Annotated in this window: 15 protein-coding genes; 2 read left to right on the top strand and 13 right to left on the bottom strand. The window is 49.2% G+C overall.

From position 1 onward, the window contains the following. Window positions 1-45: 45 nt before the first annotated feature. From recO to rpoE, 11 genes are all read right to left on the bottom strand, one after another. The gene (gene recO / locus ACO6UY_RS07085) at window positions 46-801 is read right to left on the bottom strand and encodes a DNA repair protein RecO (RefSeq protein WP_422448352.1); all 756 of its coding nucleotides are present in this window, start codon (window positions 799-801) and stop codon (window positions 46-48) included. After that, window positions 798-1,769, bottom strand: a complete 972-nt coding sequence (gene era / locus ACO6UY_RS07080) for a GTPase Era (RefSeq protein ID WP_422489469.1) — start codon at window positions 1,767-1,769, stop codon at window positions 798-800. The genes recO and era overlap by 4 nt, the downstream gene beginning before the upstream one ends. A gap of 15 nt (window positions 1,770-1,784) precedes the next feature. Then, window positions 1,785-2,471 (bottom strand): ribonuclease III, encoded by a 687-nt coding sequence (rnc, locus tag ACO6UY_RS07075; protein WP_269673921.1) that lies wholly within the window; start codon window positions 2,469-2,471, stop codon window positions 1,785-1,787. Then, window positions 2,468-2,842: a DUF4845 domain-containing protein gene (locus ACO6UY_RS07070; protein ID WP_422448358.1), complete on the bottom strand. Its 375-nt coding sequence runs from the start codon at window positions 2,840-2,842 to the stop codon at window positions 2,468-2,470. The genes rnc and ACO6UY_RS07070 overlap by 4 nt, the downstream gene beginning before the upstream one ends. Before the next feature lie 21 nt (window positions 2,843-2,863). Further along, window positions 2,864-3,673: a signal peptidase I gene (gene lepB, locus ACO6UY_RS07065; protein ID WP_422489467.1), complete on the bottom strand. Its 810-nt coding sequence runs from the start codon at window positions 3,671-3,673 to the stop codon at window positions 2,864-2,866. 32 nt (window positions 3,674-3,705) lie between these two features. Next, window positions 3,706-5,505: a translation elongation factor 4 gene (gene lepA / locus ACO6UY_RS07060; RefSeq protein WP_422448362.1), complete on the bottom strand. Its 1,800-nt coding sequence runs from the start codon at window positions 5,503-5,505 to the stop codon at window positions 3,706-3,708. Between the two features lie 252 nt (window positions 5,506-5,757). After that, the gene (locus tag ACO6UY_RS07055) at window positions 5,758-7,200 is read right to left on the bottom strand and encodes a DegQ family serine endoprotease (protein WP_422489465.1); all 1,443 of its coding nucleotides are present in this window, start codon (window positions 7,198-7,200) and stop codon (window positions 5,758-5,760) included. A 123-nt stretch (window positions 7,201-7,323) separates the two neighbouring features. After that, on the bottom strand, window positions 7,324-7,812 hold the full coding sequence (locus tag ACO6UY_RS07050) for a SoxR reducing system RseC family protein (RefSeq protein ID WP_422465586.1): 489 nt from the start codon (window positions 7,810-7,812) through the stop codon (window positions 7,324-7,326). 86 nt (window positions 7,813-7,898) lie between these two features. Next, window positions 7,899-8,900 carry a MucB/RseB C-terminal domain-containing protein gene (locus ACO6UY_RS07045; RefSeq protein ID WP_422489463.1) on the bottom strand — a complete coding sequence of 334 codons (1,002 nt, stop codon included), beginning with the start codon at window positions 8,898-8,900 and terminating at the stop codon, window positions 7,899-7,901. A gap of 4 nt (window positions 8,901-8,904) precedes the next feature. Continuing rightward, window positions 8,905-9,609: a sigma-E factor negative regulatory protein gene (locus tag ACO6UY_RS07040; RefSeq protein WP_422489461.1), complete on the bottom strand. Its 705-nt coding sequence runs from the start codon at window positions 9,607-9,609 to the stop codon at window positions 8,905-8,907. Window positions 9,610-9,668: 59 nt separating this feature from the next. Further along, a complete protein-coding gene (rpoE, locus tag ACO6UY_RS07035) occupies window positions 9,669-10,256 on the bottom strand; it encodes an RNA polymerase sigma factor RpoE (RefSeq protein ID WP_101746214.1) in 588 nt (195 codons plus the stop codon). A gap of 581 nt (window positions 10,257-10,837) precedes the next feature. Between rpoE and nadB the strand changes: the two genes are divergently transcribed. Next, window positions 10,838-12,463 (top strand): L-aspartate oxidase, encoded by a 1,626-nt coding sequence (nadB, locus tag ACO6UY_RS07030; RefSeq protein WP_422465584.1) that lies wholly within the window; start codon window positions 10,838-10,840, stop codon window positions 12,461-12,463. A gap of 122 nt (window positions 12,464-12,585) precedes the next feature. Here nadB and ACO6UY_RS07025 read toward each other — a convergent pair whose 3' ends face one another. Further along, window positions 12,586-12,987 (bottom strand): hypothetical protein, encoded by a 402-nt coding sequence (locus ACO6UY_RS07025; RefSeq protein ID WP_422489459.1) that lies wholly within the window; start codon window positions 12,985-12,987, stop codon window positions 12,586-12,588. A gap of 37 nt (window positions 12,988-13,024) precedes the next feature. Continuing rightward, window positions 13,025-13,291 (bottom strand): succinate dehydrogenase assembly factor 2, encoded by a 267-nt coding sequence (locus ACO6UY_RS07020; RefSeq protein WP_163370676.1) that lies wholly within the window; start codon window positions 13,289-13,291, stop codon window positions 13,025-13,027. Window positions 13,292-13,413: 122 nt separating this feature from the next. Here ACO6UY_RS07020 and ACO6UY_RS07015 point away from each other — a divergent pair, with 122 nt between their 5' ends. Further along, window positions 13,414-14,460, top strand: coding sequence for a YgfZ/GcvT domain-containing protein (locus ACO6UY_RS07015; RefSeq protein ID WP_422460829.1), 1,047 nt, complete (start codon window positions 13,414-13,416; stop codon window positions 14,458-14,460). The last annotated feature ends 29 nt before the right edge of the window (window positions 14,461-14,489 follow it).

Here is a 14,489-nt window from a genome sequence, read left to right as displayed (position 1 = left end):
ATTTTTAGCGAATAGTGGTTCTATTTGCTAAAAATTTCCGGCTTTTTAGACCAATTTGCTGCCACCGCAGTAGGGCAGTCTATTCTCGGTCAGCCTCCTGGTAAACAGCATGCGGCTCTGCATCGGCCTGTCTCCGATAAGCGGTTTCATGGCCTGCCTGGTAAAACGCTTGAAACCAGGATAGAAATCAGCATTGGTGAAATCCCTGGCCGAGAGTGCTTGCAGCAACTCTGCGGTGTAGCAAAACGGTCTCTCATGGTAGCTGACTTGTCCATGGGTCGGTACCAGCCCATGCTCAGGTTCAAAGCGGTAAACCATGCCTTGTTTTAAAGGCGCGCCGCTGACCACGTCCCAGTCAAGCGGTGGAGCATAGCCGCAGAGTTCCAGCAAATCCAGTTCAAAGGAACGGAGCAATGGCTCAAGAGGCACGTTCTGATGAAGATGGGCCAATAGGTCCCGGTATAATTCCGTCACGCCATCCACCAGCTGCCCCGGAATCATTGATCGCATCAGCAACTCATTGGCATAGAACCCGCAATAAAGCCGTTCACCAGTCAGAAAGGTAAAGCGATCAAGCTCCAGATCAACCAGTGTTTTCAGCTCACTTCGCCCTTTCCAGCGCACCAGTACCTGATGAAAAGGCTGTAACAGCGAAGCCAGCCGGGACTTTGACTGCCTGACTCCCCGAACCACCATGGCCACACGGCCATGACCTTCCACTAAGAACTCAGCAATCACTGAGCGCTCTTTATAAGAGCGCCGATGCAGTAACCAGGCTTTATGGAATTCATTACCAATCACAGGTTGTGATCATACCCCAGACTTTTCAGGGCACGCTCATCGTCAGACCAGCCTGCCTTGACCTTAACCCAAAGGTTCAGCATGACTTTTGAGTCGAACATGTGCTCCATATCTTTGCGGGCCTCCTGTCCGATTTTTTTCAGTCGTGCTCCCCGGTCACCAATAACAATGGCTTTCTGGCCCGCTCTCTCCACAAGAATCAAGGCACTGATGGTCAACAGTGGACCTTTCGGCCGCAACTCATGCTTGAACTCTTCAATCTCCACCGTCACGTCATAAGGCAGCTCATCACCCAGCTGACGCATGACCTTCTCCCGCACCAGCTCAGCGGCAAGAAAACGGGAACTGCGGTCCGTCAGCTGATCTTCAGGAAAATGATGGACGCCTGCCGGAATCAGCCGGGTAATCATTTCATCCAGCTGTTTCAGATTATGGCCGTGCTGCGCAGAGATGGGCACCACCCCATGAAAATCCATTTTTGTTGACAGAGACTCAAGGTGCGGGATCAATTGCCCCTTATCCGTGATCTTGTCCACTTTATTAATCGCAAGAATAACCGGACAGCGGGCACCCTGTACCTTTTCAAGGACCATCTGATCCTCTTCATTCCAGGTCAGGCGGTCAACCACAAAAACAATGGCATCAATACCCGCCAGGGCACTGCTGGCCGCTTTATTCATATAGCGGTTGATCGCTTTTTTCTGCACCTTGTGCATGCCCGGCGTATCAACATAGACCGTTTGAACCCCCTGCTCCGTCTTGATACCCAGAACCTGATGGCGGGTAGTCTGGGGGCGGCGGGAGGTAATGGAAAGCTTCTGGCCGAGAAGGTGATTCAACAGGGTTGATTTGCCAACATTGGGTCTGCCAACAATGGCGACGTAGCCACAGCGGCTGTGTTCCGAAACGGTATCGGAAAGGCTAAGTTCATGAGCAGCTGGCTCTTCTCGATTTACATCAGATGTCATCTGTTTTCTGCGCTCTTAATGATCAACGCCAAGCAACTTCAATGCATTGCGAGCCGCCTGCTGTTCAGCACCACGACGACTCGACCCTTCCCCCTTCGACGGCTCATCCAGACATTCCAGTTCACAAATCACTGAAAAGTGCTGGTCATGAGCTTCCCCCTGAATATCTGTCACTTGATATTTTGGCAGTGACTGCTGCCGCGCCTGCAGATATTCCTGCAAGCGGGTCTTCGGATCTTTATTCTGCTCATCCGTCGTGGTCAGTTGATCCAGACGAGTGGTAAACCAGGTGCGAATTCGCTGGTGACAAACGGCCATACCGGCATCCAGGTAAATCGCACCAATAATGGCCTCAACCGCATCCGCAAGAATGGACTCCCGCCTGAAGCCACCACTTTTCAACTCACCGGAGCCAAGACGAAGAAAGTCGCCCAGTTCAAACTCCCGGCCAAGCTCGGCCAGGGTTACACCGCGCACCATTCGAGCCCGCAGGCGGCTCAACTGCCCTTCTTTGGCATCGGGAAAGCGCTCATAGAGGGCTTCAGCAATAACAAAGTTGACAATCGAGTCGCCAAGGAACTCCAATCGCTCATTGTTACGACTGCCAAAGCTGCGATGGGTGAGCGCCAGCGCCAACAGGCTCTGATTGGAAAATTCATGCCCTAACTTTTTCTGCAGTCGGGCAAGTTCAAGCGTTTTCACTGAGTTCCAGCTTTCCAGTTATGTTCAAACGTTAATACCAGATCAACGTTATGGAAAAAATGAATCCGTCGCTCGTAGTCAATATCGACAACGACAACACCGTTTTCGCGGGTGACCTTAACCTCATTGCGATCAAGCTTGATCAGGTTTAGCTGCAACCCTTTATTTATCCAGGTTCTCACCTGGGTAACGGATGCAGTGGCAGAGCCTGGCCGGTCAGTTAATGAAGATACCACCTGCTTCACAGAGTGATCATCCATATAAAAGGGCACAACCTTAACCGCAAAAGACAACAATAGTCCACCAATTAACAGGTAAAACAGCCAACTGACTGCACTACTGCCTCGTTGTCGGCTCTTCATACCATACATAAGATTCTCTCCTTGGACAGCTTACTCAATCACCCCGTTGTTCTTAAAGCCGGGAAGTTGAGTCCAGCTCGGCCAGTGCATCCAGATGTAAACCGCCTTACCAACAATATTCTGTTCAGGAACATAGCCCCAATACCGACTGTCATTGCTGCGGTCACGGTTATCCCCCATGACGAAGTACATGCCGTCAGGCACAACCCACTCACCTTCAGCCCGGAAATCATGACTGGTCAGCTCTTTACGAACCTGGTAGCGCTTACCTTCATCACCTTCGTTATAGAGACGATAAATGGATCGGGCATCACTGAGTTGTGCCACAAACTCTTCAGGAACCGCCTGGCCGTTCACCGTCAGCCGCTTGTCCATATATTGCACAACGTCGCCAGGCAAACCGATCACACGCTTGATAAAGTTGATATTTTCTTTCCCTGGCTGTTTAAACACCATCACATCACCACGATCAGGCTCACCGATGGCAAGCACCTTGGTACCTGACACGGGCAAACGCAAACCGTAACTGTATTTATTAACCAGAATAAAATCACCCACTTCCAGGGTCGGAATCATGGAGCCAGACGGAATTTGAAAAGGTTCGAACAAAAAGGATCGAATCACCAGAACAAACAGCAAAACCGGGAAGATAGACTTGGAGGTCTCAACCACGGCCGGCTCCCTGGCCAGCTTCTCAAGGGCGTCATCGTCTCCGCCCTCGGCACCGAGCCTGGCAACAGCAGCCTTTCGCCTTGGTAACAAAAAAAGTCGGTCAATCAGTGCGATGATACCTGTAACAACAACCGACAGTACCAATAGCAGTGGAAAGTTAAAATCCATGGCTGTTTTTCTCTTATGTAATCAATGGTGAATTATTTGTCGACCTTTAGAACTGCCAGGAAAGCCTCCTGAGGAATTTCCACACGCCCAACCTGCTTCATCCGTTTCTTACCAGCCTTCTGTTTTTCCAGCAGTTTACGCTTACGACTCACGTCACCACCATAGCATTTCGCAGTGACGTTCTTTCTGAGCGCTTTTACCGTGGTCCGGGCAATAATCTGCCCACCAATGGCCGCCTGAATGGCAACATCAAACATCTGGCGGTGAATGATCTCTTTCATTTTTTCCGTCAGAACCCGTCCGCGGGAAACGGCGTGATCCTTATGCACAATAACCGCCAGTGCATCGACTTTTTCACCATTGATCAGAATATCCACCCGAACCATTTTAGCGGTTTCAAAACGATCAAAAGAGTAGTCCAGGGAGGCAAAGCCCCTGCTCACCGATTTCAGTCGGTCAAAGAAATCCAGCACCACCTCGTTCATCGGAATATCGTAGGTCAGTGAGACCTGACCACCCGTGAACTGCATATCTTTCTGTACGCCGCGCTTTTCAACGCAGAGAGAAATCACATTACCGAGATATTCCTGGGGTACCAGAATATTGGCCCGGGAAATGGGTTCACGAATTTCGTCAATACCAGCAGGGTCAGGCAGTCTGGAAGGGTTATCAACTTCCACCACACTGCCGTTTTTCATATGACACTGATAGATTACCGTGGGAGCCGTGGTAATCAGATCCAGGTCATACTCCCGCTCAAGTCGCTCCTGGATGATCTCCATATGCAGCATGCCCAGGAAGCCACAACGGAAACCAAAGCCCAGCGCGTCACTGCTCTCCGGCTCGTAAAACAGGGAGGCATCATTGAGACTCAGTTTTTCCAGCGCATCACGAAAATCTTCAAAGTCATCCGCACTGACCGGGAACAAGCCGGCATAGACCTGCGGCTTAACATGTTTAAAGCCTGGCAGCGCTGCAACATCCTGGGTTTTCAGGTGAGTCAGGGTGTCACCAACGGGAGCACCTTGAATATCTTTGATACCGGCAACCACATAACCAACCTCACCGGCTTTAAGAACTCCGGTGGGCGTCCGCTTGGGCGTAAAGATACCGACATTATCCACAACATGAGACTGCTTGGTGGATTTAACGACGATCTTTTCTCCCTTGCGCAACGTACCGTTTTTCACCCGCACAAGAGACACGACACCCAGATAGTTATCGAACCAGGAATCGATGATCAGTGCCTGCAATGGCCCATTGATGTCACCTTCAGGGGCAGGAATAGTGGACACCAGTCGCTCAAGAACATCCTCAATGCCCAAACCACTCTTGGCAGAGCAGCGGACAGCATCGGTTGCGTCAATACCGATAATCTCTTCAATTTCCTGGGAGACCCGGTCTGGTTCTGCCTGGGGCAGATCCATTTTATTCAGCACGGGCATAACTTCCAGCCCCTGCTCTATGGCGGTGTAGCAGTTAGCAACGGATTGCGCCTCAACCCCCTGGGCCGCATCCACCACCAGAAGCGCACCTTCACAGGCCGCCAGGGAGCGTGAAACTTCATAGGAAAAGTCAACGTGCCCTGGTGTATCGATAAAATTCAGCTGATAGGTATTACCATCTTTGGCATGATAATCCAGCGTCACACTCTGGGCCTTGATGGTGATGCCACGCTCGCGCTCAAGCTCCATGGAATCAAGCACCTGGGCCTGCATTTCACGATCACTGAGCCCACCACAGGTTTGGATAAAACGGTCAGCCAGGGTTGATTTCCCATGATCAATATGGGCAATGATGGAAAAGTTCCTGATTAAGCTTAGGTCGCTCACGATAGTATCTACTGTAAAAACGTCACAAAAAGCGATCCCCGCAATCGCGGGGACCGTCTTGAATTAGGGAATTGGCCTGCGGATCAAACTGACTTACCGGCTGTTAAACAGCATGAATTGATTTTATTCATGCCTGTGGCTAAAGCTCCGGCAGCAATTAACACGTGTCTGACCTGCATAAATGATTCCATAATATTCTATAACATGTCAGCACACTACTCCATGGTCATATACCGTGCTATCCACATTTGATCACTCCTGTAACCGGAAGGTGATGTAGCCGGGATTCCCACCGCGAATAACCCGCATTGAAATTGAGCGGTTCCTGGGCAGTTTGGCGACCACTTTTTTGAATTCCGCTACCGTTGTCACACTGCTATTGTTCAGGTCCGTGATAACATCGCCCTGACGCAACCCAATGGAACGGCCAGCACCCCGGTTAACTCCAATCACCACCAGCCCCTGAACATCCTCATCCAGGCGCAGCTTACTGCGATAATTCTCATCAAGCTCAGCTACCTGAACACCCAGAGGGTTTTTATCAGAAGGCGTCTTATCTCCCCTATGTTCAGGGGCACCACTGTTTTCATCCGGCAGCTCACCCACTACAACATCCACAGTCTTGCGCTTGCCATTGCGGATATATTCAAGCCTGGCTTTTTCGCCGGGTTTTATCACTCCCACCGACATTGGCAATACGCCTGAGCTGCTGATGACTCTTTCATTAAATCTGACAATAATGTCGCCGGGATGAAGCCTTGCCTTATCAGCCGGACCACCGGGAACCACCTGACTGATCAGCGCCCCCATGGGTTTTTCCAGACCAAACGATTCGGCAAGATCCCGATCCACATCCTGAATGGCGACCCCCAGCCATCCCCGGGTGACATAACCCTTCTCTTTCAGTTGATCAACCGCCCACATAACATGATCAACCGGTATGGCGAATGCCAGCCCCATAAAACCGCCAGAGCGGGTAAAAATCTGGGAGTTAATTCCGATGACTTCGCCATTCATATTAAACAGCGGACCACCCGAGTTACCCGGATTGATAGGGACATCGGTTTGAATAAACGGGACATAGGAGTCGCTGGGCAGGCTTCTATTCAGAGCGCTGATAATGCCTTTGGTAATCGAGTATTCAAAATTAAACGGAGACCCAATTGCTGCTACCCATTGACCAGATTTAACACTCTCGGAATCACCAAGTTTAACGACGGGCAGACTGCGGTCATTGTTAATTTTTAACAGCGCCAGATCCGAACGCTTATCGGCACCGATAAGTTCTGCAGAACGCTCACTCCTGTCACTGAGTCTGACAATAATCTGATCAGCACCTTCGATAACATGGTTATTAGTCAGAATGTAACCGTCTGACGAGATAATAAAGCCAGAACCGAGTGACATCGGTTGAGAACGTCCGGAAGGGTTTTCATCAGGCAGCGGGATACCAAAGTAACGGCGGAAAATTTCAGGAATCTCCTCCCCGCCCGGCCCATATATTGACGGTCTCGCTTTTGGCGTGGCCAGAGTACTGATATTCACTACCGCTGGTGATGCCTGTTCAAACAATGCCGCAAAATCTGGCAGCCCGGAACCCCTGACTGAAGCATTTGCCAGTGTTGCGTAAAACAAAAGCAGGGAAAACCCAACGTTATAAAGTGACTTTTTGCAGAGAAAAAACACCCTACTCATATTATGTTTTCTCCAGTATTCGACTATTGAAAAAACTCACCGGAGCCATACGCTCCTGCGATATTATTTATAATTACGTGATAACAAGGCGACCCGGCAGCATCAGAAATAAAACAAGAAAACTCATTCCTGCCTGGAAGAAAGCGTTCGCCCAGAGGAGCTGCCTGATAACGACAAATTGTCAGAGGGTAATACCCTTACCACATCAACACGGCACATATCAGCTGACCTATTCCCAAATAACCTTACTGCACAAAAGCCACATGCCAGGAGCAAACCAGCTGAGACAAGCAGCAGCCAATCTGCTGCCCCCATTACAGAGGACAACCAGATGCCAGCCATCATAAGCAGAAGCGGGAAGAGATAAATCAGAAAAGAAGCCTTTAGCAAGGAGCCTTCCGGAATACCGACCACAACCATGTCACCCTCTTTCACTACCCAGGGACAAACCGCTTTGATATATGAAAAGGATGAGCCGACCCTGTACTTTTCAAAGAGATGCTGCCCACAACCATTTCGGGCACTACAGCTTGAACAACCGGACTGTCTGATTGTTTCAACCCAGACAAAATCACGCTCTACAGCCACAACTCGTCCCTGCTCTTCTATCATATTCCTGAAAACCTGATATAGATCGGTAACGAAATAATACAAAAAAAACCAGTCTTCAAGTCCAGCAAACTTACTTGATCATTACATCAAGGCTTTATTTTTACCGGACGAACAGATACAGCCACCCTCTCTGCCGTCCCCAGAGGAATATCACCAACAACCGTCACATGGAAGTACTGATTACCCTCTCTGTAAATCTTTGAAACCGCCGAAAGAGCACCGATTTGTTCAGAAGCCTGACTTAGCACCCTAGTATCATCCTGCTCAACAAAGACAGAGAAACTGGCAATTCCATCAGAAAAAATCAAAGCATCTACATCGTGCTTGCTGACCGGAGAAGGACGGACGGTGCTGTTTTCCAGCACAAAGCCATCAGGCAGCCAGCCCGTTTCCCATTCCGGGGGCACATCAGGTTTCTCTGAGTGTTCCGGGTTGCTTTTTAACTGAATAGTTTCATCGACACCGGAGGGCTTGCGGTCCAGAAGTGCCAGAACATCATCTGACAGCTGACCAATATTCAGGGAAGTGAACTGCAGTCGCTCAATTATTTTACCCTGATCATCAACCAGCACTGATTTCAACAACAGTGAGGATACTCGGTCAAGCCATAGCTGATAGCCATAACGGAAACGATCTTTCGGCAGCACAAGCAACAGCACGGCTTCTCGACCAGCAACGCGGTCAATACCTACAATTTTCAAGTCATAGAAACGCTCAGATACACCAGACTGGAACTTGCTTACTACCGGCATCAATGAACCATGCTGAAACCTGGTCACCCCTTCGTTATAACTGGAAAAGAAAAGTTCATTTCCGGAGCGTATAACTTCCCGGGGAGCACCATCCAGATAGAGAATGCGTTCTTTTTCCGATATATTCTCAGCTTCAGCCTGATGAACAACACTTAATGTCTGCAACTGTGCTCCCTGCTGATAAACAAACTCTCCCTGAAAGCTCAGACTTTTGGCGGAAGCAGCCATTCTTTCAAGCAGGTAACCTGCATCGGGTGATGTTTCCGCAGACACAAAGCCACTGACAAAAAAACATAGAACCAGTAACTTTCCGGTAATCCATTGCATCTGTTTCATAAATTTATTGGTTGTCAAAACTGGTCAATCTGGCAAATGACAAAATACTCTGGCCACTTCCCATTGCAGAAAGCTCTGCATGCTGAAGTGCATAGGCATGAAAACGCTCCCTGGTTGCCCTGTCAGCAAGACTCTGGGCATAAGCAAGTTGTTCAGGGGTAATACCGTCATGCTGCCTTGAGTTGTACCCGGCACGAATACCCAATGCACCGTAATCGTTATGACCCGATTGCGCCAGCTGCACTGGCTGAGTCAGGGTAACCGGTTCATTTTCAGCCAGAACCTGCAAATCAGGAGACGGATTACTGTTTCTGACCCCGACAACAATGGCAAAAGCCACCGAGGCTGCAACCGCAACCTTACCCAAAGAAGCCCATACATCCTCAAAAAAGCGACCGGGTACGGGACTGATCGCGGAAGAACCTTTTGTTTCAGAGACATTCTGCGCACCGGTAGTACCGGCCTCTTCCTGCTCTATGGCATTCATCACGCCCCTGGAAATATCGACATTGGCAAATTTGCTGCTATTACCACGGAGTGTCTCACCAATCAGCTGATAACGACCCGCAAGCGCCCGGAGGTCATCGTCCTTGCCGATGCTATCAATCACTCGACGCAATTCCAGCTCACTGGCCTGCCCATCCAGAGAAACCGATAAAGATTCTTTCAAATGTTCTCTGGCACTGTTTTGAGAACTCTTTTCACTCATAGACAAACCTCTGGTATTCATGCCGACCTTCACTCTGTCGCACATGAGTTAAACCCTGTTTAACCACTTTGCCCTAATAACGGTCTGATCTCACGATCAATGGCTTCACGAGCCCTGAAAATTCTGGACCGTACAGTACCTACCGGGCAATCCATAACATCGGCAATTTCTTCATAGCTGAGGCCATCAAACTCCCTCAACATTACTGCTGTTCTCAGTTCATCGGGTAAACGCTGAATGACATCATGGATAACCTGCTCGATTTCATTACAGTACAGGTTGCGCTCAGGGGTATCAACGACCCTCAAGGTAGTCGCTGTTTCCAGGAAGTCTGCATCATGAACATCGATATCAGACTCTGGCAATCTTCGCCCCTTGGATACCAGATGATTTTTGGCTGTATTGACAGCAATACGGTACAACCAGGTATAAAAAGAGCTGTCACCACGAAACTTATCCAGTGCACGGTACGCTTTTATAAAAGCCTCTTGCGTAACATCCTGAACTTCCTGAAAGTCACTGAGATAACCACCAACCAGCCCAAGAATACGGTGTTGATATTTAATAACCAACACATCATAAGCTCTCTTGTCACCCTGCTTTACACGATCAACCAACTGCTGATCAGTATCCGGACTATCAACCATTCAGGCATCTCCACCCATGCATGGCAGGAACACCATAAAAGGCACCATCGTGCAATAAAGGGTTTAGCTCAGCAGCAAGTATATAGACCATCAAAATGAAGAAAAGTTCCTGATATTTTCAATTTTTTACTTCAAAAGGTATCTGTCCACCACAACCCGGTTTATCCGGGTGTTGTAATTATATTGGAAAACCGACAGGTTATTTTTAGCACGTCAACGACACTACAGTAACTTCCAGACATTCTATATAATGCCCTGACAATGAACATTCCAGGTACCCGGCTGGCCCGGTGGAGAAAATACACAGGTCAGACAAGTTTACTCGGGCCTCTTGATTCAGGTCAGCAGCAATTTTAACATCGACCCGTAAAATAGCCTCTTTAGCCCGATGCACATAACCAGTAACTGTCATTAATCATACCGATAAATAGCTAAGCCACTCAATAAAGAACTCATCATGTTACTTATCCAGACATGTACAGTTCCACAGGCTAGCACATTAAAACCACACTGCATGCATTTTCCTGTGGATTATAGGAAGGATAAAAGATGTCGGAGTGACTTGATGACCGGGGAGCCTTATGCAACAGCCCTATAATTACGATGTAATCATCATTGGCTCTGGCGCAGCCGGACTGACCACGGCACTGCAGCTGCCTGATGATGCCAGAATAGCCATTTTCAGCAAAGACTCATTAAGCGCTGGCTCAACCTATTGGGCGCAGGGAGGCGTGGCGGCGGTATTGGACCAGACCGGTGACAATATCGACCAGCATGTGAAAGACACCCTGACCGCAGGCGCAGGCCTGTGTAACGAGTCGGCTGTTCGACATATCGTGGAGAATGGCAGAGAGAGTATTGAGTGGCTGATCAGCCAGGGCGTACCATTCACACCGGATCATACCGTTGACCGGCCCTTCGACTACCACCTGACACGGGAAGGTGGACACAGCTCCCGCAGAATCATTCACTCCGCAGATGCCACTGGCCGGGCTATTTCAGATACCTTACTGGAACAGGCAAGGTTAAAGCCGAACATAGACCTTTACGACCATCACCTGGCTGTAGACCTGATCACCACCAGCAAACTGGAACCTCAGATTCACCAGCATGAACCGCGCTGCGTTGGTGTCTATATACTCGACCTTCTATCAGACCAGGTGCATGCCTTCAAGAGCCGCTGTACCGTGCTTGCCTCCGGAGGTGCCAGTAAAACCTACCTTTATACCAGTAACACCGATGGTGCGTCCGGAGATGGCATTGCCATGGCCTGGCGGGCAGGCTGCCGGGTTGCCAATATGGAGTTTAATCAATTTCACCCGACCTGCCTCTACCACCCAAATGCCAAGTCGTTTCTGATTTCAGAAGCCGTTCGGGGCGAAGGCGGCCTGCTCAAACGAGCCGATGGCAGCCGGTTCATGCCAGACTACGACCACAGGGAAGAGCTGGCTCCCAGGGATATTGTGGCACGGGCCATTGACCATGAAATGAAGCGTTTGGGGTCAGACTGCCTTTACCTGGATATCAGCCATAAGCCGGCGGAGTTTATTCGCTCTCATTTTCCAACCATTTACGAGCGTTGCCTCAGCTACGATATCGACATCACCAAAGACCCAATCCCTATTGTTCCTGCTGCCCATTACACCTGTGGTGGAATACTGGTTGATAAAAACGGTCAAACCGACGTACAAGGCCTTTTTGCCGTTGGTGAGTGCAGTTTTACCGGCCTGCATGGTGCTAATCGGCTGGCCAGTAATTCACTGCTGGAGTGCTTTGTCACTGCCAAAAGCTGCGCCCGGATGATACGCGATACCATTGATCAATACCCACAACCACCCTCTCTGCCGAACTGGGATGAAAGCCAGGTAACAGATTCCGATGAAAATGTGGTTATCTCTCACAATTGGGATGAACTTCGCCGCTTTATGTGGGATTACGTGGGTATTGTCCGCACCACAAAACGTCTGCAAAGAGCAATGAATCGCGTTGAGCTGCTCCAATCGGAAATTCATGAGTTCTACAGCAATTTCAAAGTCAGCAATGACCTGATAGAGCTGCGCAACCTTGCCCAGGTATCTGAGCTGATTATTCGATGCGCCATGGCCAGAAAAGAGTCCCGCGGTTTACACTACACGCTGGATTACCTTCATACGAATCCTGTTCCTGAAGACACGATTCTGGTTCCAGAGAACTTCAGGGGCTGTTGACGTTTTGTGGATGTTCACCGAATCCGATCCTGAAGAATAACTTCAGGGATTACAGAGGCCTTAGTTGATAGAGACAGCAATGTCACAATGAAAACATTCAGGCCGAACACGATGGGCATGAACTATACGTGCCCCTCGCCCTTGCCACCAAACAGAGAGTGAGACTCAAGCATCAGCCTCAGCCTGAAACCATGCAGCTCAACCGGGTCAGCACTGTCTGGAAACAGAATCAGGCAGGAAGGGTGCCGCTTACCCTCAACTCTCAACTTAAAGCAAATCAATATTGAGGTGACAACAATTTCACCCTCAGGCCAGGCGCGATACCAGGCACCGCCAAGATTCACTCGCCACTGATCTTCCAGCAAACGAATTACAGAAATACTGGTCGGAAGACTCTGAGCAATAAATTGAAGGTAGCGTCGATAGAAATGCAAGGCGAGAACCATGGCCAGGGCAAATTTGACAACAGGCCAGACTGAACAAAGCCACAGTGCAACACAAGCTGCACCGTGGCTGATAAGCATCAAAACAAGGTGGTAACGGGAACTTCTTACATTAACTTCACAAAGACTCGCCTTTGTAGCGCCCACGCTCCAATACTCTGTCAACCATGCGGCTAAGAGCCTGATCTTCAGGCCTTGTACCACTCATAAACCAACTGAAGAGATCCGGATCTTCACACTCCAACAGGCGAACATAGGTTAGCTGATCAGCTTCACTGAGCTCAGACAGCGCCTCCCTGGTAAAAGGTTCCAAAAGCACGTCAAGCTCAAGCATCCCACGACGACTTCGCCACTGCAGGCATTTCAGCTCATTTTCACCCAGCATCTTAGAATAACTCCTATTATGGATTTTGCCGGTTATTATACCTTTAAATTCGCAGCAATAATCTTCTATTATGCCAGCAAGTATTAAATGCAATTGCGGCAACCAGATAACAAGGTAATCAGATGGCCACCGACTGGAAGACCTACTTAACAACTCAGGGCGCTGTTTATAAAGAAGAGCGGTTGACAGGCTTTGCCAAAACACCACAGGCACTGGATGAAAATTCTGTCTCAGTACTCTCTGGCCACAGCATTATCAAAATCGATGGCACCGATCGCCAGAAGTTTTTGCAGGGACAGATTTCAACACATATGCTTCAGCTGGCTGCTCATCAATACAGCACCGGGGTGGCATGCTCCCCTAAAGGACGGATGTATACCAGTTTCAAAATCATGGACAATGGTGAAGACTACCTGTTGACCATGAACTCAGGTCTGACTGAAACCACTCTCGACACTCTGAAAAAGTACGCGGTTTTCTTTAAGGTTAATCTCACCAGTCAACCTGAGCACGTGGTTCTCGGCCTGTCCGGAGCCAATATCGACACCCTGCTGAGCAAAATGTTCCCCGACTCATCACTTCCAGAGCAAAACGAAGTTATCAAAGTCTCCGGCAATGGCTACCTTATAAAAGCCGCTGGTGTCAGGACTCGCTATGAGCTTTGGCTTCATCAGGATGACCTTCCTCTTTTATGGCCAGAACTGACCAAAGAGCTTACACCTGCAACGGAAGATTTCTGGTCGTTACTGAATATTGAGTCAGTCATTCCAGAGCTTTGTCAGGAAACCATCGATAAATACATTCCCCAACACCTCAATCAACCCTCCCTTGGCGGGGTCAGCTTCAGAAAAGGGTGCTATACCGGGCAGGAAATTGTGACCCGAATGCAAAACCTTGGTCAGCAGAAAAGCCGGTGTTACTGGTTGAGTCTGGAAAGCGCCGAACAACCTGACATTAACACCCGACTTTACAGCAGTAATGGTAAACCGGTTGGTGAAGTCATCCAGCGTGCCTGCAATGTCGAAAACGGCAACATTGAATTACTGGCGGTTATTCGGATTGAAGCGGCTGAAGCCAACGATGTCTTTCTGGATACAGAAAAAAGCCATCAGCTGCAGGTTCATGAAATACCCTATGCAATAGATCCAAAGGCCGAACTGCAAAAATAGTCGCCCCAGCCAATGCCACTCACCCAGAG

Source organism: Endozoicomonas sp. ALE010 (genome assembly GCF_049310165.1).
GTDB lineage: Bacteria > Pseudomonadota > Gammaproteobacteria > Pseudomonadales > Endozoicomonadaceae > Endozoicomonas.
This window is presented reverse-complemented; position numbering and strand designations above follow the sequence as displayed.

Coding starts and splice junctions, on each gene's coding strand:
- era (WP_422489469.1), bottom strand. CDS start 1,769: ATGACATCTGATGTAAATCGAGAAGAGCCAGCTGCTCATGAACTTAGC.
- ACO6UY_RS07070 (WP_422448358.1), bottom strand. CDS start 2,842: ATGTATGGTATGAAGAGCCGACAACGAGGCAGTAGTGCAGTCAGTTGG.
- lepB (WP_422489467.1), bottom strand. CDS start 3,673: ATGGATTTTAACTTTCCACTGCTATTGGTACTGTCGGTTGTTGTTACA.
- ACO6UY_RS07055 (WP_422489465.1), bottom strand. CDS start 7,200: ATGAGTAGGGTGTTTTTTCTCTGCAAAAAGTCACTTTATAACGTTGGG.
- ACO6UY_RS07050 (WP_422465586.1), bottom strand. CDS start 7,812: ATGATAGAAGAGCAGGGACGAGTTGTGGCTGTAGAGCGTGATTTTGTC.
- ACO6UY_RS07045 (WP_422489463.1), bottom strand. CDS start 8,900: ATGAAACAGATGCAATGGATTACCGGAAAGTTACTGGTTCTATGTTTT.
- ACO6UY_RS07040 (WP_422489461.1), bottom strand. CDS start 9,609: ATGAGTGAAAAGAGTTCTCAAAACAGTGCCAGAGAACATTTGAAAGAA.
- rpoE (WP_101746214.1), bottom strand. CDS start 10,256: ATGGTTGATAGTCCGGATACTGATCAGCAGTTGGTTGATCGTGTAAAG.
- nadB (WP_422465584.1), top strand. CDS start 10,838: ATGCAACAGCCCTATAATTACGATGTAATCATCATTGGCTCTGGCGCA.
- ACO6UY_RS07025 (WP_422489459.1), bottom strand. CDS start 12,987: ATGCTTATCAGCCACGGTGCAGCTTGTGTTGCACTGTGGCTTTGTTCA.
- ACO6UY_RS07020 (WP_163370676.1), bottom strand. CDS start 13,291: ATGCTGGGTGAAAATGAGCTGAAATGCCTGCAGTGGCGAAGTCGTCGT.
- ACO6UY_RS07015 (WP_422460829.1), top strand. CDS start 13,414: ATGGCCACCGACTGGAAGACCTACTTAACAACTCAGGGCGCTGTTTAT.